The organism is Nocardioides sp. Z21_20 (genome assembly GCF_059766585.1).
The window spans coordinates 57978-80246 of the sequence record NZ_JCBAJX010000001.1 but is presented as its reverse complement, the minus strand read 5'-3'; the positions used below and the strand labels follow the sequence as shown (position 1 = coordinate 80246).

At 72.2% G+C, this 22269-nt stretch carries 22 protein-coding genes; 17 read left to right on the top strand and 5 right to left on the bottom strand.

Annotation, left to right across the window (positions count from 1 at the left end; genetic code table 11):
• Positions 1 to 78 precede the first annotated feature (78 nt).
• The 3 genes from AC6EH9_RS00355 (at position 79) to AC6EH9_RS00345 (ending at position 1635) form a co-directional block, all read left to right on the top strand.
• Complete coding sequence (locus AC6EH9_RS00355; RefSeq protein ID WP_498419467.1) at positions 79 to 501, top strand: nuclear transport factor 2 family protein; 423 nt, start codon at positions 79 to 81, stop codon at positions 499 to 501.
• Positions 501 to 986: a nitroreductase family deazaflavin-dependent oxidoreductase gene (locus AC6EH9_RS00350; protein WP_498419466.1), complete on the top strand. Its 486-nt coding sequence runs from the start codon at positions 501 to 503 to the stop codon at positions 984 to 986. The genes AC6EH9_RS00355 and AC6EH9_RS00350 overlap by 1 nt, the downstream gene beginning before the upstream one ends.
• Positions 987 to 1077: 91 nt before the next feature.
• Positions 1078 to 1635 carry a hypothetical protein gene (locus AC6EH9_RS00345; RefSeq protein WP_498419464.1) on the top strand — a complete coding sequence of 186 codons (558 nt, stop codon included), beginning with the start codon at positions 1078 to 1080 and terminating at the stop codon, positions 1633 to 1635.
• 442 nt (positions 1636 to 2077) lie between these two features.
• On the opposite strand, the gene AC6EH9_RS00340 is transcribed toward AC6EH9_RS00345, so the two are convergent.
• Complete coding sequence (locus tag AC6EH9_RS00340) at positions 2078 to 2923, bottom strand: aldo/keto reductase (RefSeq protein WP_498419462.1); 846 nt, start codon at positions 2921 to 2923, stop codon at positions 2078 to 2080.
• A gap of 299 nt (positions 2924 to 3222) precedes the next feature.
• Between AC6EH9_RS00340 and dnaK the strand changes: the two genes are divergently transcribed.
• From dnaK to AC6EH9_RS00300, 8 genes are all read left to right on the top strand, one after another.
• Positions 3223 to 5076 carry a molecular chaperone DnaK gene (gene dnaK, locus AC6EH9_RS00335; protein WP_498419460.1) on the top strand — a complete coding sequence of 618 codons (1854 nt, stop codon included), beginning with the start codon at positions 3223 to 3225 and terminating at the stop codon, positions 5074 to 5076.
• A 122-nt stretch (positions 5077 to 5198) separates the two neighbouring features.
• Positions 5199 to 5744, top strand: coding sequence for a nucleotide exchange factor GrpE (gene grpE / locus AC6EH9_RS00330; protein WP_498419458.1), 546 nt, complete (start codon positions 5199 to 5201; stop codon positions 5742 to 5744).
• 27 nt (positions 5745 to 5771) lie between these two features.
• Entirely contained in the window at positions 5772 to 6947 is a 1176-nt protein-coding gene (gene dnaJ, locus AC6EH9_RS00325) for a molecular chaperone DnaJ (protein WP_498419457.1), read from the top strand.
• A gap of 1 nt (position 6948) precedes the next feature.
• On the top strand, positions 6949 to 7407 hold the full coding sequence (locus AC6EH9_RS00320) for a heat shock protein transcriptional repressor HspR (protein ID WP_498419455.1): 459 nt from the start codon (positions 6949 to 6951) through the stop codon (positions 7405 to 7407).
• Between the two features lie 20 nt (positions 7408 to 7427).
• Entirely contained in the window at positions 7428 to 7823 is a 396-nt protein-coding gene (locus AC6EH9_RS00315) for an SdpI family protein (protein ID WP_498419453.1), read from the top strand.
• Positions 7824 to 7833: 10 nt separating this feature from the next.
• Positions 7834 to 8520, top strand: coding sequence for a VOC family protein (locus tag AC6EH9_RS00310; RefSeq protein ID WP_498419451.1), 687 nt, complete (start codon positions 7834 to 7836; stop codon positions 8518 to 8520).
• A gap of 94 nt (positions 8521 to 8614) precedes the next feature.
• Positions 8615 to 11233 carry an ATP-dependent chaperone ClpB gene (clpB, locus tag AC6EH9_RS00305; RefSeq protein ID WP_498419450.1) on the top strand — a complete coding sequence of 873 codons (2619 nt, stop codon included), beginning with the start codon at positions 8615 to 8617 and terminating at the stop codon, positions 11231 to 11233.
• Positions 11234 to 11265: 32 nt separating this feature from the next.
• A complete protein-coding gene (locus AC6EH9_RS00300) occupies positions 11266 to 12477 on the top strand; it encodes a hypothetical protein (protein ID WP_498419448.1) in 1212 nt (403 codons plus the stop codon).
• A 46-nt stretch (positions 12478 to 12523) separates the two neighbouring features.
• On the opposite strand, the gene AC6EH9_RS00295 is transcribed toward AC6EH9_RS00300, so the two are convergent.
• Positions 12524 to 13687, bottom strand: a complete 1164-nt coding sequence (locus AC6EH9_RS00295; RefSeq protein ID WP_498419446.1) for a pyridoxal phosphate-dependent aminotransferase — start codon at positions 13685 to 13687, stop codon at positions 12524 to 12526.
• Positions 13688 to 13757: 70 nt separating this feature from the next.
• Between AC6EH9_RS00295 and AC6EH9_RS00290 the strand changes: the two genes are divergently transcribed.
• On the top strand, positions 13758 to 14444 hold the full coding sequence (locus AC6EH9_RS00290) for a class E sortase (protein WP_498419444.1): 687 nt from the start codon (positions 13758 to 13760) through the stop codon (positions 14442 to 14444).
• 10 nt (positions 14445 to 14454) lie between these two features.
• Positions 14455 to 14994, top strand: a complete 540-nt coding sequence (gene pyrE / locus AC6EH9_RS00285; RefSeq protein WP_498419442.1) for an orotate phosphoribosyltransferase — start codon at positions 14455 to 14457, stop codon at positions 14992 to 14994.
• A 44-nt stretch (positions 14995 to 15038) separates the two neighbouring features.
• Here pyrE and AC6EH9_RS00280 read toward each other — a convergent pair whose 3' ends face one another.
• Positions 15039 to 15773, bottom strand: a complete 735-nt coding sequence (locus AC6EH9_RS00280; protein ID WP_498419440.1) for a DedA family protein — start codon at positions 15771 to 15773, stop codon at positions 15039 to 15041.
• A gap of 96 nt (positions 15774 to 15869) precedes the next feature.
• On the opposite strand from AC6EH9_RS00280, the gene AC6EH9_RS00275 reads away from it, so the two are divergent.
• The 3 genes from AC6EH9_RS00275 to AC6EH9_RS00265 all read left to right on the top strand — a co-directional run bounded on the left by AC6EH9_RS00275 (position 15870) and on the right by AC6EH9_RS00265 (position 18928).
• Entirely contained in the window at positions 15870 to 16508 is a 639-nt protein-coding gene (locus AC6EH9_RS00275) for a TrmH family RNA methyltransferase (protein WP_498420600.1), read from the top strand.
• Between the two features lie 124 nt (positions 16509 to 16632).
• Positions 16633 to 17667, top strand: a complete 1035-nt coding sequence (fbaA, locus tag AC6EH9_RS00270; RefSeq protein WP_498419439.1) for a class II fructose-bisphosphate aldolase — start codon at positions 16633 to 16635, stop codon at positions 17665 to 17667.
• A gap of 250 nt (positions 17668 to 17917) precedes the next feature.
• On the top strand, positions 17918 to 18928 hold the full coding sequence (locus tag AC6EH9_RS00265; RefSeq protein WP_498419437.1) for a hypothetical protein: 1011 nt from the start codon (positions 17918 to 17920) through the stop codon (positions 18926 to 18928).
• A 200-nt stretch (positions 18929 to 19128) separates the two neighbouring features.
• On the opposite strand, the gene AC6EH9_RS00260 is transcribed toward AC6EH9_RS00265, so the two are convergent.
• On the bottom strand, positions 19129 to 20712 hold the full coding sequence (locus AC6EH9_RS00260; RefSeq protein WP_498419435.1) for a DHA2 family efflux MFS transporter permease subunit: 1584 nt from the start codon (positions 20710 to 20712) through the stop codon (positions 19129 to 19131).
• Between the two features lie 109 nt (positions 20713 to 20821).
• On the opposite strand from AC6EH9_RS00260, the gene AC6EH9_RS00255 reads away from it, so the two are divergent.
• A complete protein-coding gene (locus AC6EH9_RS00255) occupies positions 20822 to 21232 on the top strand; it encodes a DUF3151 domain-containing protein (protein WP_498419434.1) in 411 nt (136 codons plus the stop codon).
• 66 nt (positions 21233 to 21298) lie between these two features.
• On the opposite strand, the gene AC6EH9_RS00250 is transcribed toward AC6EH9_RS00255, so the two are convergent.
• A complete protein-coding gene (locus AC6EH9_RS00250) occupies positions 21299 to 22195 on the bottom strand; it encodes a LysR family transcriptional regulator (protein WP_498419432.1) in 897 nt (298 codons plus the stop codon).
• Positions 22196 to 22269: the final 74 nt, after the last annotated feature.

The following is a 22269-nucleotide window of genomic DNA, read 5'->3' as shown; positions in this document are numbered from 1 at the left end:
CCTAGAACGTGTTCCACTTCACTGCCATAGTGCTCCCGATGGGCGGAAGACGCCCTGCGGCGAGGCACGAGGAGCCCCATGGACCTGGCGGAGATCGGCGACCGGCTGGAGATCGAGCAGGTGCTGGTGCGCTACACCCGCGCCATCGACACCGGCGAGTGGGACCGCCTCGACACGGTGTTCACCGACGACGCCGCGATCGACTACACCGAGTCCGGCGGGATCGCCGGCGGGTATCGCGAGGTGAAGGCGTGGCTGGCGCAGAACCTGCCGGTCTTCGAGCGGCGGATGCACACACTGGGCCAGAGCGAGGTCGACCTCGACGGCGACGCGGCGCGGGTCGCGGCGTACTTCCACAACCCGATGACGCTGGCCCAGCCCGGCGGCGGCGAGCTGCTGGTGGAGTTCGGCGGGATCTACCACCACGAGATGGTGCGCACCGAGCGCGGCTGGCGCAGCCGTCGGCTGCACGAGGAGCTGGTCTGGAAGAGGGGGATGTGATGAGCGGGCAGGCCAAGCCGCGCCCCGGAGGGCTCGACTCGCCGCTGGTGCCGAAGGTGATGAAGTACGCCGGGCGGGCCCACGTCGCGCTCTACCGACGCACCGGCGGCAGGGTCGGCGCCCGGTGGCGGATCGGCTCGGCGCTGCGCCGCCCGGTCCCGGTCTGCCTGCTCGAGCACGTCGGGCGCCGCTCGGGCACGACGTACACGACCCCGCTGCTCTACCTGCTGGACGGGCCCGACGTGGTGGTCGTCGCCTCGCAGGGCGGGCTGCCCCAGCATCCGCAGTGGTACCGCAACCTGGAGGCCTGCCCCGACGCCCGGATCCAGATCGGCTCCGAGGTGCGCGAGGTGCGTGCCCGGACCGCCGACGCGCAGGAGCGGCGCAGGCTGTGGCCGCGGCTGGTGGACCTGTACGCCGACTTCGACTCCTACCAGTCCTGGACCGAGCGCGAGATCCCGGTGGTGATCTGCTCGCCGCGCTGACCGCCGGTTGGCCTTCCGTGGCCCGTGCCCGACAATGGGCGGGTGGTGACGGCCGTGGCGCCGTCCGTCTTCCCCTGGGGGTGTCCTGCGCGTGCGATCCGATGAAGACCGTCCCGTCCTGTCCGGCCTGGTCGCGCTGGTCGCGGTCGGTCTGGTCGTCGGCGTGGTGGCCGGGGTGGCCGCGCTCGTCGGCTCCCGGCTGCTGGGCGTCGGCGGCGACGGCTCGGCGTCCGGACGCTCCACGGCCCAGGAGACGCTCTACCTGCCCGAGCCGCAGGTCACCGAGCGTGCCTCCGGCCCGCTGATCACGCTCGCCCCCGGCGACTCCGAGGCCAGCGAGGAGCCCGCGGAGCCGCCGTCGGAGTCCGAGGCGGCCGAGAAGACGGTCACCCTCCAGGCCGGCCAGACCTCGGTCGGCCCGATGGAGCAGATCGACCTCACCGGCGTCTACCCCAAGGGGGAGGGCGCCATCCTCAAGGTGCAACGCTTCGAGGACGGCGGCTGGGCCGACTTCGGCGTCACCGCCTCGGTCAGCGGCGGCATCTTCTCGACGTACGTGGAGACCGGCCGCACCGGCGAGAACCGGTTCCGCGTCGTCGACACCGACAGCGAGCTGGCCTCGAACGAGGTCACCGTCACCGTCGAGTGAGGCTGGGCCGCGGGTCGGCTGCTGCGGAGGCGCGCGCCGGTGGGGCCGGTGGGGCTGAGGCGCGCGTTTGGGGCGCCCGGTGCCGGCGGGACCACGAGTTAACTCGTGAAACCCGCACTTCCCACACGAAGGAACGTGTGGGAAGTGCAGGTTTCGTGTGGCCAGTACGGCGCAGCGCGGCGGCGGGCCGCGCCCGGCCGGCATCGCGCTGACTGGCCGGGCTTCCCCGGCCCTGCGAAGGCGAGCACTCGCGCCCGCACCTCGTCGTACGCCGCGGCGCGCTGCCCGGGGTCGACCACAGGGCGCCCGCCACTGGAGTGACCGCAGCGCCCCGTGGGGCCGGTGAGGTAGTGCCGGCTGTCAACTACTGAACTTGTCGGGCGAAGTTTCGCCCGACAACATCGGGCTTCCCCGGCCGACCGGGGAAACCGCAGCCGTCAGCTCAGGCCGGGATCCAGTCGAACGTGTCCGGGTTGGGGCCCTGGCGGCCGGCCTCGCCCTGGTCCAGGGCGGCAATCGCGGCGACGTCGTCGGCGGAGAGGGTGAAGTCGAAGATGTCGAAGTTCTCCCGCATCCGGTCGGTGGACATCGACTTGGGGAAGACGATGTCGCCGCGTTCGATGTGCCAGCGCAGCGTCACCTGGGCCGGGGTCTTGCCGACCCGGGCGGCGATCTCGTTGATCACCGGGTCGCCGAGGACCTTGCCCTGCGCGATCGGCGACCACGCCTCGACCTCGACGCCGTGGCGGATCGAGGCGGCGCGGGCCTCCTCGTTGGCGAAGTAGGGGTGGACCTCGATCTGGTTGACGACCGGGATCACGCCGGTCTCCTCGATGATCCGGTCCAGGTGTGCGGGCTGGAAGTTGGACACGCCCACGGAGGTGGCGCGGCCGTCGGCGACGAACTCGGCCAGCGTGCGCCAGGTGGAGACGAAGTCCCCGTCGTACTGGGTGGGCAGCGGCCAGTGGATCAGGAACAGGTCGATCCGGTCCAGGCCGAGCGCCTGCAGTGTGGCGTCGAAGGCGCGGCGGGCGTCGTCGGGGCGGTGCACGTTGTTGTTCAGCTTGCTGGTCACGTAGAGCTCGTCGCGCGCGATGCCGGAGGCGGCGATGGCCTCGCCGACGCCCTGCTCGTTGCCGTACATCTCGGCGGTGTCGATGTGGCGGTAGCCCACCTCGAGGGCCGAGGCGACGGTGCTGGCGGTCTGCTCGGGCGGGACCTGGTAGACCCCGAAGCCGAGCTGGGGGATGGTCGTCTGGTCATGGAGGGTGATGACGGGAACGCTCATGAGGGGCCCAACAACCCTCGGCCGGGGCTATTCCGCGACGCCCCGACGATGTGAGTCACCTCGCACCCGAAATCCGCGCTCCACGCGGCCTGGGGGGAACATCCACCCCCCTCCCTGCGTTGGCACGAGTGAACGAACTTGAGTTGATCCGACTCAACTTGTTTGCCAGACTCGTCGCAGCGACGCATGATGGCCCCATGCCCGACCTGATCGGGCCCACAGAACTGAACGCAGACGTACGCACAGACCAGAAGCACAGACGCGGGCAGACAGCCCAGAAGCAACCCGGAGGTATCCCCATGGCACGCGCGGTTGGCATTGACCTTGGTACGACGAACTCCGTCGTCGCGGTCCTCGAGGGTGGAGAACCCACCGTCATCGCAAACGCCGAAGGCGCCCGCACCACCCCGTCGGTGGTCGCCTTCGCGAAGTCCGGCGAGGTCCTCGTCGGCGAGGTGGCCAAGCGGCAGGCCGTCACCAACGTCGACCGGACGATCCGCTCGGTCAAGCGCCACATGGGCACCGACTGGAAGACCCAGATCGACGACAAGTCCTTCACCTCCCAGCAGATCAGCGCCTTCGTGCTGCAGAAGCTGAAGCGCGACGCGGAGGCCTACCTGGGCGAGCCGGTGACCGACGCGGTCATCACCGTCCCGGCGTACTTCTCCGACGCGCAGCGCCAGGCCACCAAGGAGGCCGGCGAGATCGCGGGCCTCAACGTGAGCCGGATCGTCAACGAGCCCACCGCCGCGGCGCTGGCCTACGGCCTCGACAAGGGCGACGACCAGACCATCCTGGTCTTCGACCTCGGTGGCGGCACGTTCGACGTGTCCCTGCTCGAGATCGGCGAGGGCGTCGTCGAGGTCAAGGCGACCTCCGGCGACAACCACCTCGGTGGTGACGACTGGGACGCCCGGGTCGTGGAGTGGATGGTCAAGAAGTTCAAGGCCAACCACGGTGTCGACCTCGCGGCCGACAAGATCGCCAAGCAGCGCCTGCAGGAGGCTGCGGAGAAGGCGAAGATCGAGCTGTCGTCCTCGAGCGAGACCACGATCCACCTGCCCTACATCACCCACGGCGAGTCGGGCCCGCTGCACTTCGAGGAGAAGCTGACCCGCAGCGAGTTCCAGAAGCTCACCGCGGACCTGCTCGAGCGCACCAAGAAGCCGTTCCAGCAGGTGCTCAAGGACGGCGGCGTGGCGATCAAGAACATCGACCACGTGGTCCTGGTCGGTGGCTCCACCCGGATGCCCGCGGTGACCGAGGTCGTCAAGGAGCTGCTCGGCGGCAAGGAGCCCAACAAGGGCGTCAACCCCGACGAGGTCGTGGCCGTGGGCGCCGCGCTCCAGGCGGGCGTGCTCAAGGGCGAGGTCAAGGACGTGCTGCTCCTCGACGTCACCCCGCTGTCGCTGGGCATCGAGACCAAGGGCGGCGTGATGACCACCCTGATCGAGCGCAACACCACGATCCCCACCAAGCGCAGCGAGATCTTCACGACCGCCGACGACAACCAGCCCTCGGTCGAGATCAAGGTCGCCCAGGGCGAGCGCCAGATGTGGGCGCAGAACCAGCCGCTCGGCAACTTCGAGCTGACCGGCCTGCCCCCGGCTCCCCGCGGCATCCCGAAGATCGAGGTCACCTTCGACATCGACGCCAACGGCATCGTGCACGTCTCGGCCAAGGACCAGGCGTCCGGGCGCGAGCAGTCGATGACGATCTCCGGTGGCTCCGCGCTCGGCAAGGACGAGATCGACCGGATGGTCCGCGAGGCCGAGCAGTACGCCGAGGAGGACGCCAAGCGCCGCGAGAGCGTCGAGCTGCGCAACCAGGCCGACAGCCTCGTCTACACGACCGAGAAGTTCCTCGCCGACAACGCCGAGAAGCTGCCCGAGGACGTCAAGACCGAGGTCCAGGCCGACGTGGACGCGCTGAAGGCCACGCTCGAGAACGCCGAGTCGAGCAACGAGGAGCTGCAGGCCGGCATCACCAAGCTCGGTGAGTCCAGCCAGAAGATGGGCGCCGCGATGTACGCCGCCGCCGAGGCCGAGCAGGCCGCTGCCGGCGGTGCGGCGACCGGCTCGGGCGAGAGCGACGACGACGTGGTCGACGCTGAGATCGTCGACGAGGACACCACAGAGGGTGAGACCAAGTGACCCAGTCCCCCAAGGACGAGTTCACCCCGGCGGGGGAGTCGCGGGACACCGCGGCTCCCTCCCCGCAGGGGGTTGCTGAGCCGGGGCCTCAGGCAGTTGCCGACCCCGCCACGGACCCCGCGATGGAAGGCGCCACCGCTCCCGCGCAGGACACCGCGCAGGAGGGTGCGGAGTCGCCGCAGACCGAGGAGGTCGAGGACGACCTGAGTCGTGCCCGGCGTGAGGTGGTCGAGCTGACCTCCGACCTGCAGCGCCTGCAGGCGGAGTTCCTCAACTACAAGCGCCGCGTCGACCGGGACCGCGACCTGATCCGCGAGAACGCGACGTACACCGCGCTGGCGCCGATCACCGAGGTTCTCGACACCATCGACCGCGCCCGCGAGCACGGCGAGGTCGAGGGTGGGTTCAAGGCCGTCGCCGACCAGCTCGAGCGGATCGTCTCGAGCGTCGGCCTGGTCAAGTACGGCGTCCCCGGTGACGCCTTCGACCCGACGATCCACGAGGCCCTGTCCCACCTGGGCGAGGACCCCGACGTCACGGTGACCACCTGCAAGGTGGTCGCGAAGGCCGGATATCGGATCGGCGAGCGGGTGGTGCGCGCCGCGCAGGTGCTCGTGGTCGACCCGCCCGCCGGGTCGCAGCCGGCCGCGGCGCCGACGGCCGAGTAAGACGATTCCGAGGGAGGAGGTGCGCGCGTGACCAATGCGGACTGGGTGAAGAAGGACTTCTACAAGGAGCTCGGGGTGTCCAAGGACGCCACCGCCGACGAGATCAAGAAGGCGTACCGCAAGCTCGCGCGCGCCAACCACCCCGACTCCAACCCCGGCGACAGCGCCAAGCACGAGCGCTTCAAGGCGGTCGCCGAGGCCTACGACGTGATCGGGGATCCCGAGAAGCGCAAGGAGTACGACGAGGTGCGCCGCGTCGGAGTCGGCGGCTTCGGTGGCTTCCCGGGCGGCTTCAACCGGGGCGGCACCGGCGGTGGCGGGTTCGACATCAACGACCTGCTGCGCGACCGGGCCGGCACCGGTGCCGGGGCCGGTGGCGGATTCGGGGACATGTTCGGCGACCTCTTCGGAGGCGGCGGCCGGGCCCGCCAGAGCCGCCCGCGCCCGCAGAAGGGCCCGGACCTGGAGAGCACCGCGACGATCAGCTTCACCGACGCCCTCGAGGGCGTCACGATCTCGCTGCGCCTGGCCAGCGACGCGCCCTGCCCCGACTGCAACGGCACCGGCGGCAAGCCGGGCACCCGTCCGCACGTGTGCCCCGAGTGCGAGGGGGCCGGCTACGTCGCGGCCTCGGTCGGGGGCGCGTTCACGATGAACGAGACCTGCCCCTCCTGCGGTGGCCGCCAGCTCGTCTACGACGAGCCGTGCCCCACCTGTCAGGGCAGCGGGCGGGGCCGCTCGGCGCGGACCATCCAGGCCCGCATCCCCGCCGGCGTCAAGGACGGCCAGCGGATCCGGCTGCGCGGCAAGGGCGGCGCCGGTGAGAACGGCGGCCCGGCGGGCGACCTGTTCGTCACCGTCAAGGTCTCCCCGCACCGCGTCTTCGGGCGCAAGGACGACAACCTGACCCTCGATGTGCCGGTCTCCTTCGACGAGGCCGCGCTCGGGGCCGAAGTGAAGATCCCGACGCTCAGCGGCAGCCCGGTCACGCTGAGGCTGCCCCCGGGCACCCCCAACGGCCGGACCTTCCGGGTCCGCGGCAAGGGCGCCCCCCGTGCCGACGGCACCAAGGGCGACCTGCTGGCCACCGTGGAGGTGCACGTGCCGGCCACGCTCGACCCGGCCGCCCGCGAGGCGGTCGAGGCCTACCGTGCCGCGACGGCCGGCAAGCCGCTGCGCACGGGGCTGTTCGAGGGGATCTGAGATGGCCGGTCGGCGAGCACGTCCCGCGGGCCGCTTCCGGCCCGGCCTCGGCGACGACGCGGCGGTCTACGTGATCAGCGTGGCCGCGGAGCTGACCGGTCTGCATCCCCAGACCCTGCGCACCTACGAGCGGCTCGGGCTGATCACGCCTGGTCGCGCCGGCGGGGGAGGGCGGCGCTACTCCCAGCGCGACATCGAGCTGCTGCGCGAGATCGCCGACCTGACCGCGGCCGGCATCGGCATCGAGGGGGTGCGCCGCATCCTCGACCTGGAGAACCAGGTCAGCGCCCTCCAGATGCGCAACGACGAGCTGTGCGCCGAGCTCGAGGGCGCTCACGAGGCACTGCGGGCGGCGCACGCGGCGCGTCGTACCTCCGCCGCGCAGCCGGTCAACAAGCTGCCCGTGCTCCGTGGCGCCCGCCCCTCCCAGGAGCTCGTGCTGTGGCGTCGCCGCGGCTGAGCGCGGAACGGGACTGAGGCATGGACCCCACGGGCATCGTGATCGGTGCGGGCGGGCTCGTCATGGTCGGGGTGGTCGTCTTCCTCACCACCCGCGCCGCCGCGGGCGGCACCATCGAGGTCAACCAGTTGCTGGGCCTCCGGACGGCGCTGACGACGTCGTCGCAGCGGGCGTGGCTGGTCGCGCACCGGGCGGCCCTGCCGCTGGCGCGGCTGTCCTGCGTGCTCGCGGTCCTCGGTGCGGCCCTCAGCGCGGTCGGGCAGGTGCTGGTCGAGGTCGCGGACGTGAGCCCGGCCATACCGGTGCTCGCGCTGGGCGCCGGCTACCTGGGGTGCCTCGTCGCCGTGGTGCTCGCGGCCCGGGCCGGCGATCGGGCCGTGCGCTCGCTGCCCCCGGACGTCGGCGACGTGGCCTAGGTTGGCGGGCATGACTCTCGCCACGTTCAAGGACCTGTGCATCGACGCGGTCGACCCGCTCGCGATGGGTGACTTCTGGGCCCGGACCCTGGGGCTGCGCCGCGAGCAGCGACCCGACGGCATGGTGCTGCTCACCGGGCCGAGCCCGGAGCACACGGTGTGGATCAACCGGGTCCCCGAGCCGGTCAGTGTCAAGCAGCGGGTACACCTGGACGTCCACGCCGCCAGCGTGGACGACGTGCTGGCGCTCGGCGCGAGCCCGAGGGACCTGGAGACCTTCAAGTGGAAGATCGTGGCCGACCCCGAGGGCGGGGAGCTGTGCGTCTTCGTGCGCGAGGAGGTGCCCGAGCATCGCCTCTACGAGATCGTCATCGACTGCGCCGACCCGGTCGCCCAGTCGCAGTGGTGGGCCACCCTGCTCGGGGCGAGCGGCGGGCATGACGCGGAGACCGGCTGGGGCTGGGTCGAGGACATTCCGGGTGCGCCGTTCGAGTGCATCGTCTTCGTGGGGGTCCCCGAGCCCAAGACCGTGAAGAACCGGATCCACCTCGACCTCACCACGCCGGACCTGGCTGCGCTGACGGCGGGCCGTGACGGCTGGCAGGGTGCCCGAGTGCTCCGCGCGCTGGACGAGGAGATCGGCTGGATGGTGCTGGCCGATCCGGAGGGCAACGAGTTCTGCGCTTTCCAGAGTTGAGTGGAATACACTCAAGTTTGCTGATGTTCCGGTAACAGAACAACAGCATTGCACGCCTTCACCAAGCCGTGTTCATGAGCCAGGAGTGACCAGCATGAGCCAGTTCGGAGCCGACAAGTTCACCACCCGCAGCCGTGAGGCGATCGAGGCCGCGCAGGTCTCGGCGACCACGGCCGGCAACACCACCACCGAGCCGATCCACCTGCTGGTGGCGCTGTTGCTGCAGGAGGGCGGCACCCCGGCGAACATGGTCGCCAAGGCCGGCGTCGACGCGCCGGCCCTGGTCCGCGAGGCCGCGGCCCAGCGCGACGCCCTGCCCAAGGCCAGCGGGGCCACCGTGCAGCAGCCCGGCGCCTCCGCCGCGCTGACCCGGGTGCTGGCCTCCGCGATCGACCTCGCCGCCAGCATGAAGGACGACTACGTCGCCACCGAGCACCTGCTGATCGCGCTGGCCGGCGTCGAGAGCTCGGCGCAGAAGATCCTGCTCGGCGCGGGCCTGACCGAGGCCGGTCTGCGCGAGGGCCTCACCGCCGTACGCGGCAACCGCCGGGTCACCAGCCAGGACGCCGAGTCCACCTACGAGGCGCTGGAGAAGTACTCCGTCGACCTCACCCAGGCGGCCGAGGAGGGCCGCCTGGACCCGGTGATCGGCCGCGACGCCGAGATCCGCCGGGTGGTGCAGGTGCTGAGCCGGCGCACCAAGAACAACCCCGTGCTGATCGGCGAGCCCGGCGTCGGCAAGACCGCCGTGGTCGAGGGTCTCGCCCAGCGGGTCGTCGCCGGCGACGTCCCCGACTCGCTCAAGGGCCGCCGGGTGCTGAGCCTGGACCTGGCCGCGATGGTGGCCGGTGCCAAGTACCGCGGCGAGTTCGAGGAGCGTCTCAAGGCCGTCCTGGAGGAGATCAAGGAGGCCGGCGGGCAGATCATCACGTTCATCGACGAGCTGCACACCGTCGTGGGCGCCGGAGCCAGCGGCGAGGGCGCGATGGACGCGGGCAACATGCTCAAGCCGATGCTGGCGCGCGGTGAGCTGCACATGATCGGGGCCACCACGCTCGACGAGTACCGCGAGCGGATCGAGAAGGACCCCGCCCTGGAGCGTCGCTTCCAGCAGGTCTTCGTGGGCGAGCCCAGCGTCGAGGACACCATCCAGATCCTGCGTGGCATCCAGGAGAAGTACGAGGCCCACCACGGCGTCCGGATCACCGACGCCGCGCTGGTCGCGGCCGCGACGCTCTCGGACCGCTACATCTCCGGACGCCAGCTGCCCGACAAGGCCATCGACCTCGTCGACGAGGCGGCCTCGCGGTTGCGCATGGAGATCGAGTCCTCGCCCGAGGAGATCGACCAGCTGCGCCGCCAGGTCGACCGGCTGAAGATGGAGCGCTTCGCTCTCGAGAAGGAGCACGACGACGCCTCGCGCGAGCGGCTGGAGAAGCTGGTCGCGGACCTCGCCGACCGCGAGGAGGAGCTGCGCGCGCTCGAGCACCGCTGGGAGCTGGAGAAGTCCTCTCTGGAGGGCGAGGGCGAGCTGCGCCGCCAGCTCGACCAGCTGCGTGTCGAGGCCGAGCGGCTGGTGCGCGAGGGCGATCTCGCCGGGGCCAGCGAGATCAACTACGGCCGGATCCCCGAGCTGGAGAAGAGGCTCGCCGCGGCCGACGCCACGGTGAAGCCCGAGACCGAGCCGCTGGTCGGCGAGGAGGTCGGCGCCGAGCAGGTCGCCGAGGTGGTGGAGGCCTGGACCGGCATCCCCACCGGCCGGATGCTGCAGGGCGAGACCGCCAAGCTGCTCGAGATGGAGCAGGTGATCGGCAAGCGGCTGATCGGGCAGCGCACCGCGGTCAGCGCGGTCAGCGACGCCGTGCGGCGCTCCCGCGCGGGCATCGCCGACCCCAACCGGCCGACCGGTTCCTTCCTGTTCCTCGGCCCCACCGGCACCGGCAAGACCGAGCTCGCTAAGGCACTGGCCGACTTCCTCTTCGACGACGAGCGCGCGATCGTGCGCATCGACATGAGCGAGTACTCCGAGAAGCACTCGGTGGCCCGTCTGGTCGGTGCCCCTCCGGGCTACGTCGGCTACGACGAGGGCGGTCAGCTCACCGAGGCGGTCCGTCGCCGGCCCTACTCCGTGGTGCTGCTCGACGAGGTCGAGAAGGCGCACCCCGAGGTCTTCGACATCCTGCTGCAGGTGCTCGACGACGGCCGGCTCACCGACGGCCAGGGCCGCACCGTCGACTTCCGCAACACGCTGCTGATCCTGACCAGCAACCTGGGCTCGCAGTTCCTGGTCGATCCGCTGATGGACCCGGAGGCCAAGCGCTCCTCGGTGATGGCGGTGGTCCGCTCCTCGTTCAAGCCGGAGTTCCTCAACCGGCTCGACGAGGTGGTCCTCTTCGACGCGCTGACCAAGGACGAGCTGACCCACATCGTCGACCTGCAGTTGGCGCTGCTGGAGAAGCGGCTCGCGGTCCGGCGGATCACGATCAGCGTCAGCGACGAGGCGCGGACCTGGCTGGCCGACACCGGCTACGACCCCGCGTACGGCGCCCGTCCGCTGCGCCGACTGATCCAGACGGCGATCGGCGACCCGCTGGCCCGGATGCTGATCGCCGGCGAGGTCAACGACGGTGGCTCGGTCGGCGTCGACCTCGCCGAGAGCGGGCATGAGTTGGTGCTGCGCCCGCTGGTGAGCACCGACAAGGCGGGCGTCTGAGGCGATTGGGACGCGCGTGATGGAATGACGACGTGAGTGACGTCAAGCCCCTGCCCCGCCCCCGACAGGTCACGGTCGCCGGATGGGCCGTGGTCCTGGCCTCGGTCTTCCTGCTGGTGTCGGTCTTCCAGTCGATGTCCCAGCTCCGCTCGCTGGAGATGCGGGAGGCCGTCACCGAGTTCCTCGCCGAGTCGCCGGGCGACACCCTCGACATGAGTGTGGAGGCGGTGCTCGACCTGATGCACGTCACCATGCTGGTCGCCGGCGGCTGCGCGGTGGCGGCGGCGATCCTCGGGGTCTTCGCGCTGCAGCGCAACCGCGGCGCCCGGGTGGGCCTGACGGTGCTGGCGCTGCCGATCCTGATCAGCGGGGCGGCGGCCGGCGGCCTGATGTCGTCGGTCGTCGTCGCCGGTGTGGTGGCGCTCTGGCTGCAGCCGGCCCGCGACTGGTTCGCCGGCCGGGAGCCGCGCCCGGTGCCGCCCCGGCCTGCCGTCGAGGCCCGGCAGGCTCCGCCCGTCGAGGGACGCGCGGTGACCGAGCGGCCCACCGTGGCGCCGTGGGGCACCCCGCCGCACGCGACCGGTGAGCAGGGGCCGCGTCCGTACCCGGGCTTCGGGACCCCGCCCGCCCAGGCGCCGAACGAGCCGGGGCCCTACCCCGCGCCGTACGGCCAGCAGCCGCCCGCGGCGCCGTACGGACAGCCCGGCGCGCCCCAGGCCCACGACCCCCAGGCCCACGACCCCCAGGCCTGGTCCCCGCAGCAGCCCTACGGCCAGCCGGTCGCTCAGGTGCGCGGGCCGCGACCGCGGCCGCTGCTGCTCGCCGCCGTGCTCACCTGGGTGTTCTCGGTGCTGTCGATCCTGCTCACGCTGGCGAGCGTCGCCATCCTTGCCGGTGACCACGATCTGATCCTCGACGAGATGCGCCGCACCAACCCCGAGATCTTCGAGCAGGCGGGTGTCACCGAGCAGCTGATCGTCAACACCACCTACTTCATGGCCGGCATGCTGGTGCTCTGGGCGCTGGCGGCGATGGTCCTGGCCGCGCTCGCGCTGCGTGGGCAGGGCTGGGCCCGGGTGATGCTGATCATCTCCGCGTCGGCCACCGCGGGGTTCTGCCTGCTGGGGGCGCTGACCTCGCTGGTCCTGCTGCTGCCGGTGGTGGCCGCCGGCGCCACGGTCTACGCGCTGCTGCGACCCGAGGTGCGCGCCTGGTTCGCCGCCTCTCCCGCCCCGCGCCGCTGACCGGCGCGGCCCGCGCCGCAGGCGTCCGCGCCCAGGGGGTCGCCGCTCAGCGGTGCAGCCGGGCCTTCGCCAGTCGGGCCACGCCCTCGGCGATGAGGTCCGGCTGCTTGCAGAAGGCCCAGCGCACCAGGTGGCGGCCCGCCTCGGCGTCGTCGTAGAAGCCCTGGGTGGGGATCGCGACCACGCCGGCCAGCTCGGGCAGAGCCAGGCAGAAGGCCCGCCCGTCCGGCCAGCCCAGCTCGCGCACGTCGGTGGTCGCGAAGTACGTCCCCTCCGGCACCCGCGGCGTCAGGCCGGCCTCGGCGAGACCCGAGCAGAGCAGGTCGCGACGCTCCTGCAGGTCGCGGGCCAGCCGGAGCGGGAAGTCGCCCTCCTCGTCGAGGGCGAGCGCGACGGCCGGCTGCAACGGCGAGCCGGAGGTGAAGGTCAGCCACTGCTTGGCGCCCAGCACGGCGCCGACCAGCTCGGCCGGCCCGGTGGCCCAGCCGACCTTCCAGCCGGTGAACGACCACGACTTCCCGGCGCTGGAGAGCGTCACGGTGCGCTCGAACATCCCCGGCAGGGTGGCCAGCGGCACGTGCGCGCGGCCGTCGAAGACCAGGTGCTCGTAGACCTCGTCGGTCACCACCACCAGGTCGTGGCGGATCGCTACCCGGGCGACGGCCTCCAGCTCGGCTCGGGTCAGCACCGTGCCGGTGGGGTTGTGTGGGGTGTTGAGCAGGATCAGCCGGGTCCGGTCGCCGACCGCGGCCTCCAGCGCCGCCGCGTCCAGGCGGAAGTCGGGCGCGCGCAGGGTGACCGGGCGCCGTACGCCGCCGGCCATCTGGATCATCGCCCGGTAGGAGTCGTAGTAGGGCTCCAGCACCACCACCTCGTCGCCGGGGTCGACCAGACCCAGCAGCGCCGCCGCGATCCCCTCGGTGGCGCCGGTGGTCACCACGACCTGGTGCTCGGGGTCGAGGTCGAGGCCGTAGTGGCGCCGCTGGTGCCGGGCGACCGCCTCGCGCAGCGCCGGTACGCCGATGCCCGGGGCGTACTGGTTGGCGCCCTCGTGCAGCGCCCGCACGGCCCGTTCGATCACCGCCGGCGGTCCGTCGACGTCGGGGAAGCCCTGGCCCAGGTTGACCGCCCCGGTGCGGGCCGCGAGCGCCGACATCTCGGAGAAGACGGTCGGCGGGATCCCCTGCAGTCTCGTCGCCTCGGTACGCATCCCCCGAGGCTAGCGAGCCCGTCCGGGCGACGTCGCCACGCCGGGGGCTCGCAGCAGGCACAATCGCCGCATGACCAAGCGACCCCGCAGCCGCGCCTCCCGCTGGCTGCTCCTGGCCGGCGTGGTGCTGATCGTCGCCGGCGCGGGGGCGCTGGGCTACGTGGGCTGGCAGATGTACGGCACCAGCTGGGTCTCCGAGCGCAAGCACGCCGACATCGTGCGGACCCTCGAGGAGGACTGGCAGGCCGGCGAGCAGGTCGCCGAGGTGGCCGACGGCCGGGCCTCCGCGATCCTGCGGATCCCACGCTTCGGCAAGGACTGGGCGGTGCCGGTGCTCGAGGGCACCTCCGAGGAGGTGCTGGCCGCGGGCATCGGCCACTTCCCTGAGACCGCGCAGCCCGGGCAGGTCGGGAACTTCGCGCTGGCCGGGCATCGGGTCACCCACGGCGAGCCGTTCGCCGACCTGCCGCGGCTGCGCGCCGGCGACCGGGTGGTCGTCGAGACCCGGGAGACCGTCTACACCTACCGGCTCGACTCCGGCGGCGACGAGCTCAGCGTGCCGTTCACCGAGACCTGGGTGATCGACCCGCTGCCCCGCAACCCCGACGAGGGCGAGGTGCAGCCGCGCCAGCGCCCCGGCCAGCGGCTGATCACGCTGACCACCTGCGCCGAGCTGTTCCACACCGACGACCGGCTGATCGCCTTCGGCCACCTGGTCGAGGAGAGGCCGCGCGGGGCCGGCGGGGCAACCCACTAGGCTCGCGGCCATGACCGATCGCGACGTCCTGCTCGACCAGATCAACGCCAAGGCGATCGTGCGGGGCAGGGTCATCCTGTCCTCGGGCAAGGAGGCCGACTACTACGTCGACATGCGCCGGATCACCCTGGACGCGCAGGCCGCGCCGGCGATCGGCCGGGTGATGCTCGAGCTCACCGCAGACTGGGACTTCGACGCCGTCGGCGGGCTCACCCTGGGCGCCGACCCGGTGGCGACCGCGATGATGCACCAGGCCGCGGCCGCGGGGCGCGAGCTGGACTGCTTCGTGATCCGCAAGTCCCAGAAGGTGCACGGCCTGCAGAAGCTGATCGAGGGCCCGGGCGTCCAGGGCCGCCGGGTGCTCGCCGTCGACGACACCTCCACCACGGGCGGCTCCGCGCTGGAGGCGGTCGCCGCGCTGCGCGAGGCGGGCGCGACGGTGGTCGGGGTGGCGGTCATCGTCGACCGGGACACCGGAGCCAAGGAGAACGTCGAGGCGCAGGGCCTGGAGTACCGCTTCGCGGTGGGCAAGGACGAGCTGGACCTCTGAGGGCCGGCTCGGACGGCTGAGCCTCGCGACTCGCGGCCCTAGGCTCAGGGCTCGCGGCGGGGGCCGGCGTCGAACCCGGCGATGTCGAGGTCGGGGCGCCCGTCGTGGTCGTTGTCGTCGCCGCGGCTGCTCGCCGTACGGCGGTGGCGCCACCACTCCCAGACCACCGGGATGATCGAGAAGGCGAGGATCACGATGATCGCCTTGTCGATGTTCTCGCCCAGCCCCGGGAAGCGCCGGCCGAGGAAGTAGCCCATCAGCATGATCGAGAGGACCCACAGCACGGCCCCGATGGCGCTCCACAGGAAGAACCGGGTCCGCTCCATCCGGGTCACGCCGGCCACCACGGTGATGAAGGTCCGCACGAACGGCACGAAGCGGCCGATCACCAGCGCCTTGTTGCCGTGCTTGTCGAAGAAGACCTGGGTCTGGTCGAAGTACTTCTTCTTCAGGAAGCGGCCGTTGCGCGCATAGAGCGGTGGACCGATGGCGCGGCCGATCTCGTAGCCGGACACGTTGCCCAGGAAGCCGGCGACGGTCATCAGCACCAGCGCGACCGACAGCTCGACCAGGGGGGTGCCCGGGAACAGGTCGATGCGCTCGGTGGCGATGAACAGGCCCAGCGCGAAGAGCAGCGTGTCGCCGGGCAGGAACGGGAAGAAGAGCCCGCACTCGACGAACACGATCGCCAGCGAGATCCAGAACAGCTCCGCGCCGAACTTGTCGAGGAGCCAGTTGGGGTCCATCCAGTCCATGCCCAACAGCATCGGAAGGGTCATGAGTACATCCACCTCTGAAGCGTAGCCGGGGAAGGGCCAGGTGACCCAGCCGATACTCTCGCCGGCGTGGACCAGCAGCGCGCGCCGTACGACCCGATGCCGCACGGACCCGACGAGGTCGGGGTGGGGCCGTGGCAGGGTCCGTGGCCCGAGGGGGCGCAGTACGACCCAGAGCTGCTCGCGCACGGGGACCGGCGCAACGTCGTGGACCGCTACCGGTACTGGACGATGGAGGCGATCGTCGCCGACCTCGACCAGCGGCGCCACGACTTCCACGTGGCGATCGAGAACTGGCAGCACGACTTCAACATCGGCACGATCGTGCGCAGCGCCAACGCGTTCCTGGCCGCCGAGGTGCACATCGTCGGGCGCAAGCGGTGGAACCGCCGCGGGGCGATGGTGACCGACCGCTACCAGCACATCCGCCACCACGACAGCGCCGCCGAGCTGCGCGCCTACCTCGCCGAGCGCGACGTACGGCTGCTGGGCATCGACAACCTGCCCGGCTCGCTGCACCTGGAGACCGCGAGCGTCCCCCGCCGCGTCTGCTTCCTCTTCGGCCAGGAGGGCCCGGGGCTCTCCGAGGGCGCGCGCGAGGCGTGCGACGGGACGTTCTCGATCGCGCAGTTCGGGTCGACGCGCTCGATCAACGCCAGCGCGGCGGCGGCGATCGCGATGCACAGCTGGATCCGCCAGTACGCCGACCTGTCCGGCGACGCGGCCTGGCGGGGGTGATCGGCGGGGGACCTCCTGCGGGGTGCGGGCCGGCGGGGGCCGATCGGCCCTGGCGCGGCCTGGGCGAGCGACTAGGGTGGGCTGGACGTCCGAAGTGCTGTGAGTGATTCCCGAGGAGCCTGAGATGCCCATCGCAACCCCCGAGGTCTATGCCGAGATGCTGGACAAGGCCAAGGCGAACGCCTTCGCCTACCCGGCCATCAACGTCTCGTCGTCGCAGACGCTCAACGCCGCCCTCAAGGGCTTCGCCGACGCAGGCTCCGACGGGATCATCCAGATCTCCACCGGCGGTGCCGAGTACCTCTCCGGCCCGTCGATCAAGGACATGGTCACCGGCTCGGTCGCCTTCGCGGCCTACGCGCAGGAGGTGGCGAAGAACTACCCCATCAACATCGCGCTGCACACCGACCACTGCCCCAAGAACAAGCTCGACGGCTTCGTGCGGCCCCTGCTCGCGCTGTCCAAGGAGCGCGTGGCGCGCGGCGAGCTGCCGATGTTCCAGTCGCACATGTGGGACGGCTCGGCCGTGCCGATGGACGAGAACCTCCAGATCGCCGAGGAGCTGCTCGCCCAGGCTGCGGCCGCCCGGATCATCCTCGAGATCGAGATCGGCGTCGTCGGCGGCGAGGAGGACGGCATCGTCGGGGAGATCAACGAGAAGCTCTACACCACCCCCGAGGACGCGCTGGCGACCGTCAAGGCGCTCGGCATCGGCGAGAAGGGGCGCTACATGACCGCGCTGACCTTCGGCAACGTGCACGGCGCCTACAAGCCCGGCCACGTCAAGCTGCGTCCGGAGATCCTCAAGCACGCCCAGGAGGCCGTCGTCGCCGAGCTCGGCCTCGAGGCCGGCTCCAAGCCCTTCGACCTCGTCTTCCACGGCGGCTCCGGCTCGCTGCCCGAGGAGATCGGCGCGGCGGTGGACTACGGCGTCGTCAAGATGAACGTCGACACCGACACCCAGTACGCCTTCACCCGCCCGGTCGTCGGCCACATGTTCCAGAACTACGACGGCGTGCTGAAGGTCGACGGCGAGGTCGGCAACAAGAAGGCCTACGACCCGCGCGCCTGGGGCAAGGCCGCCGAGGCCGGCATGGCCGCCCGCGTCGTCGAGGCCTGCGAGAACCTGCGCTCCGCCGGGACGTCCCTCTCCGCCTGACCGGCTCCGCGCGCGGCCGCGCCGGCCACCGCCGGCACGCGCCGCGCCGCCAAGACCGGCTGTAACGCGGGGTTATGTCCACTGCCACAGCGAAATAACGCTGCGGTGGTGGGCATAACCCCGCGTTACATTTCGCGGCGCCGGGGCATGCGAGCCGTGGGGCGTGCACAGGCGGTGGGCGGGGCGGCGTCGTCCACAGGGTGCCGGCTGGCGCGAGCGGCCGTCGTACGGCGGCGGCAGGGTGCGGGGCATGCACTCACTCGCCCTGGCGCGGATGCGCGCCGGCTCCGGTCTGATCACCTACCGGCAGGCGCTCGATGCCGGCCTGACGCCGGCTCAGGTGTTGGCCCTGGTGCGCGGCCGTGACTCGGCGTGGGTGGCGGTGCGCCGGGGCGTGTACGCCGAGCGGTCGACCTGGGAGGCGCTGGACGAGTACGTCGGACGCCGGCGCCTGGAGTCGCGCGCCGTCGGACTGAGCATGCTCACCGCGCACGTCCTCAGCCACGACTCGGCCGCACTCGAGCTGGGCCTGGCGCTTCTGCATCCCGAGGCGCCGCTCGTCCACATCACCCGTCCCGACGTGCGCGGCTCCCGGACCGAGCACGGGGTGAAGCACCATGGTGCGGTGCACCGCCCGGAGCAGGTGGTCGTCCCCGACGGCATCGCCTGCCTCGACGCGGCGCGCACCGCCGTCGACATCGGTCGCGAGCACGGTTACCTGGCGGGCCTGGTGGCCTGCGACTCCGCGCTGCATCGGGGAGTCACTCGGGGCCAGCTGGCCGCCGCCCTCGCGCCGATGCGCTGCTGGCCGCACGTGCGGGCGGCCCGGGCGGCGGTGGAGAGGGCGAACCCCGGCGCCGAGTCCGCGGGGGAGACGTTGGGCCGGGACCTCCTCGAGGAGCTGGGGCTGGGCCCGGTCGAGACGCAGTTCGAGCTGCGCGACCCGACCGGCTGGGCCCGCTGCGACCTGCGGGTGGGGCGCCATGTCTTCGAGTTCGACGGCCGCGTGAAGTACCGCCGCCGCGATGCCGGCGGGGTCTCCGACCTGCCCATCGAGGAGATCGTCTGGCAGGAGAAGCGCCGCGAGGACTGGGTCTGCGGCTTCGGGCTGGGGATGTCCCGACTGGTCTGGTCGGACTTCTGGGGAACACAGCGCGAGCGCACCAAGCAGCGGCTGGCGCGTGAGTACGCGCTGACCGAGACGCGCTTCGGTCACTCCCTCGACGGCCTCGCCCACCTCGTCGTACGCCGCGCCGCCTGACCCCGCCCCGCCTCCGCCCCGCCCCGCGCCTCCGCCCCGTCCCGCGCCTTTCATGCCGGCTGTAACGCGGGGTTATGCCCACCACCACAGCGAAATAACGCTGGGGCAGTGGACATAACCCCGCGTTACAAGCGGGGGGTGGGGGTGGGCGCGCTCCCCCGCGGGGGCGCGCTCCCGCGGGCGCGCTCCGGCGCGGGGCGCTACCGGGGCGCGGGCGCGCTAGGGGAAGGTGACGGGGCGGGGGCGGTCTGGTGGGTGGGGCGGGCGAAGAAGAGCACCGCGACCATGCCGATCAGGAGCACGACCGGCGGCAGCAGCATCGACTGCGCCATCGCGTCGCTGAAGGCGTCGAGCGCCGCGGCCGGCATCGCCCCGCCGCCCGCCCCGTCACTCGCGCCGCCCGCGCCAGCCGCACCCGCAGCCTCGGTGCCGCCGGCGATGTCGAAGCCGGGAAGCCTCGCGTCGAGGCGGGCGTCCATCAGTACGGCGATCGCGGCCGAGCCGAGCACGGCGCCGACCTGGCGGGTGGCGTTGTAGACGCCGGCACCCGCCCCGGCCCGGGACAGGGGCAGGTTGCGGTTGGCGGTGGTGCTCGTCGGGCCCCACACCAGGGCGTTGCCGACGCCGAGCAGCATCATCGGCAGCGCCAGCTCCCAGGTGTGCGAGTCGGGCGTCATCACCTGGCTCAGCCAGGCCAGGGAGACCGCGCTGCTGGCGAACCCGGCCGCGGTGATGCCGCGCGGGTGCACCCGGTCGATGACGCGCCCCACGAACGGCGCGAGCACGATCGCCATCACCGCCATCGGCACCATCAGCATCGCCGCCCGGGTCGGGGACAGCCCGCGTACCAGCTGGGCGTAGAGCATGAACGGGATCGCCATCGCGGTGATCGCGAACGCCATGGTGGTGATCGCGAGGTTCGCCAGCGAGAAGTTGCGGTCCGCGAAGAGCGAGAGCGGCACCAGCGGCTCGCGGCGGGTGCGGGCCTGCCACACCACGAACGCGACCAGCAGCACGAGCCCGAGCACGATCATCCGCGGCACGGTGACCAGGCCGCTCACCCGACCCCAGTCGTAGGCGTGCCCCTCCTGGATCCCGAACACCACCAGGAACATGCCGGCCCCGCTGAGGGCCACGCCCAGCCAGTCGAAGCGGTGGTCGCTCGTGCTCAGGGCCGGCACCAGCCACCAGGCGAGCGCGAAGCCGACGACCCCCACGGGGACGTTGACGAAGAAGATCCACTCCCAGCCGAGCCCGTCCACGAGCACGCCGCCGAGGACCGGCCCGACCAGCGTGGCGAAGCCCGCGGTCGCGCCCCACAGCGACATCGCCTGGCCACGGCTCGCGGCGGGGAAGATCCGGGTGATCACGGCCATCGTCTGCGGCGTCATCATCGCCGCGCCCAGGCCCTGGAAGACCCGCGCCACGATCAGCTCCTCGATCGAGCCGGTGAGCCCGCACCACAGCGACGACAGGGTGAACACGGTCAGCCCGATCAGGTAGAGCCGCTTCGGCCCGTAGCGGTCGCCGAGGCGCCCGGTGATCAGCACCGGTACGGCGTAGGCCAGCAGGTAGGCGCTGGTCACCCACACCACGTCGTTCACGTCGGCGTCGAAGTCCTCGATGATGGCCGGCGTCGCCACCGACACGATCGTGGAGTCGACCAGGATCATGAAGAAGCCCAGGCACAGCGCGAACAGCGCCGGCCAGGGACTGAGGGTGGCGGGTCTGCCCGGGTCGCTGGAGCCGGGCGGGGAGGCCGAGGTGGAGGAGACGGAGGTCACGAGGAGCAATCAAACACCCGCGCCGGATACCGGGCCGGAGCGAGGTGGTCAGCGGGCGCCCGCAGGTGCTCGGCCGGGCGGGCCGTCGGGCGTGGCTACTGTGGGGCCCATGAACCACCACGACCTGATGGCAGGCCCCCCGCCCACCCGACTCCCCGAGGACCCCGCGGAGGCCGAGCTCCGCGACGACGACCCTGCCGCGGTCGTACGCCGGCACCCGGAGTCCCCGTTCGCCTGGGCGGCGATGGCCGAGCAGGCGCGCGACGCCGGGGCCGACGACGTGACGGTCTACGCCTACTCGCGGGTGGGCTACCACCGCAGCCTCGACATGCTGCGCCGCAACGGCTGGAAGGGCCACGGGCCGGTCCCGTGGGAGCACGAGCCGAACCGCGGCTTCCTGCGCTCGCTGGCGCTGCTCGCCCTCTCCGCCCGCGCGATCGGCGAGAGCGCCGAGTGGGAGCGCTGCTCGGAGTTCCTGCGCGACTCCAGCCCCACGGCGTACGACGCGCTGCTGGGCTGAGCGGGCCTCCGCGCGGCTGAGCGCGGCGGTGCCCGGCTGAGCGGGGCAGTGCCCGCCTCAGCCTGCTCAGCCGCGCGCGATCCGCACCAGGTCGGCGGCCGGACCGCTGGGTCGCATCGCCGCGGGCCACACCGCGCGCAGCGCCCGGGTCAGGTCCAGGCCGCCCACCGCGACGGCGACCAGCTGGCCCGAGGCCAGCTCGGAGACCACGGCGAGCTCGCTGAGCACGGCGGGCGCGTCGCCGGCCGCGGCCGCGGCCTTGACCGCGGCGGTGCTGGCCAGCTCGAGCCCCAGCGGCCCGAGCTGCACGCCGGCCCGGTCCAGCGCCCGCACCAGCGTCTCGCGGGTGCCCGACCCCGACTCGCGCACCACCGGGTCGCTGGCCGCGAGCTCCCCGGGACTCACCGGACGCCGCCGCCGGGCCCAGGGGTGCCCGGGGCCGACGACCACGACGAGCTGGTCGCGGGCCACCGTGGTCGACCCGACGCTGCGCGGGACCGTGGGCGACTCCACGAAGCCCAGCGGCACCGTGCCCCCGGCGACGAGGTCGAGCACGCCGCCGGAGTTGCGGACGTCCAGGCTGACCCGCAGCTCGGGGTGCAGCCGGCGGAACCTGGCCAGCCACTGCGGTGCGAGGTACTCGGCCACCGTCAGGCTCGCGGCCACCCCGAGGTGCGCCTGCCGGCGCTCGGCCAGCGAGCGCGACCCGAGCACGACCCGGTCGACGCCGGCCAGCGCCTCGCGCGCCCACTCGGCCACCACTCCGCCCTCCGTGGTGAGCCGCGAGCCGGTCGGCCCGCGCACCAGCAGCACCACGCCCAGCTGACGCTCCAGTCGTGACAGCGCCCGGCTCGCATTGGGCTGCGCCATCCCCATCGCCCGGGCGGCTGCGCCCAGCGAGCCCAGCTCGCCGACCCGTACCAGCAGGTCGAGCGCGGTCAGGTCGGGACGCCCACTGCTCATGCGCAGACGATATGCCCAGCCCGCACCCCATATCAACGGCGCATGAGCTGGTGCCCGATTGCGGGCTACTGCGC

Bases quoted from the DNA above. Each gene is read 5' to 3' on its own strand.
- AC6EH9_RS00280 (WP_498419440.1), bottom strand. From the start codon at position 15,773: ATGACCCTTCCGATGCTGTTGGGCATGGACTGGATGGACCCCAACTGG.
- AC6EH9_RS00315 (WP_498419453.1), top strand. From the start codon at position 7,428: ATGGACCCCACGGGCATCGTGATCGGTGCGGGCGGGCTCGTCATGGTC.
- dnaK (WP_498419460.1), top strand. From the start codon at position 3,223: ATGGCACGCGCGGTTGGCATTGACCTTGGTACGACGAACTCCGTCGTC.
- fbaA (WP_498419439.1), top strand. From the start codon at position 16,633: ATGCCCATCGCAACCCCCGAGGTCTATGCCGAGATGCTGGACAAGGCC.
- AC6EH9_RS00290 (WP_498419444.1), top strand. From the start codon at position 13,758: ATGACCAAGCGACCCCGCAGCCGCGCCTCCCGCTGGCTGCTCCTGGCC.
- AC6EH9_RS00265 (WP_498419437.1), top strand. From the start codon at position 17,918: ATGCACTCACTCGCCCTGGCGCGGATGCGCGCCGGCTCCGGTCTGATC.
- grpE (WP_498419458.1), top strand. From the start codon at position 5,199: ATGGAAGGCGCCACCGCTCCCGCGCAGGACACCGCGCAGGAGGGTGCG.
- pyrE (WP_498419442.1), top strand. From the start codon at position 14,455: ATGACCGATCGCGACGTCCTGCTCGACCAGATCAACGCCAAGGCGATC.
- AC6EH9_RS00310 (WP_498419451.1), top strand. From the start codon at position 7,834: ATGACTCTCGCCACGTTCAAGGACCTGTGCATCGACGCGGTCGACCCG.
- AC6EH9_RS00255 (WP_498419434.1), top strand. From the start codon at position 20,822: ATGAACCACCACGACCTGATGGCAGGCCCCCCGCCCACCCGACTCCCC.
- AC6EH9_RS00340 (WP_498419462.1), bottom strand. From the start codon at position 2,923: ATGAGCGTTCCCGTCATCACCCTCCATGACCAGACGACCATCCCCCAG.
- clpB (WP_498419450.1), top strand. From the start codon at position 8,615: ATGAGCCAGTTCGGAGCCGACAAGTTCACCACCCGCAGCCGTGAGGCG.
- AC6EH9_RS00275 (WP_498420600.1), top strand. From the start codon at position 15,870: ATGCCGCACGGACCCGACGAGGTCGGGGTGGGGCCGTGGCAGGGTCCG.
- AC6EH9_RS00355 (WP_498419467.1), top strand. From the start codon at position 79: ATGGACCTGGCGGAGATCGGCGACCGGCTGGAGATCGAGCAGGTGCTG.
- AC6EH9_RS00250 (WP_498419432.1), bottom strand. From the start codon at position 22,195: ATGAGCAGTGGGCGTCCCGACCTGACCGCGCTCGACCTGCTGGTACGG.
- AC6EH9_RS00295 (WP_498419446.1), bottom strand. From the start codon at position 13,687: ATGCGTACCGAGGCGACGAGACTGCAGGGGATCCCGCCGACCGTCTTC.
- AC6EH9_RS00350 (WP_498419466.1), top strand. From the start codon at position 501: ATGAGCGGGCAGGCCAAGCCGCGCCCCGGAGGGCTCGACTCGCCGCTG.
- AC6EH9_RS00320 (WP_498419455.1), top strand. From the start codon at position 6,949: ATGGCCGGTCGGCGAGCACGTCCCGCGGGCCGCTTCCGGCCCGGCCTC.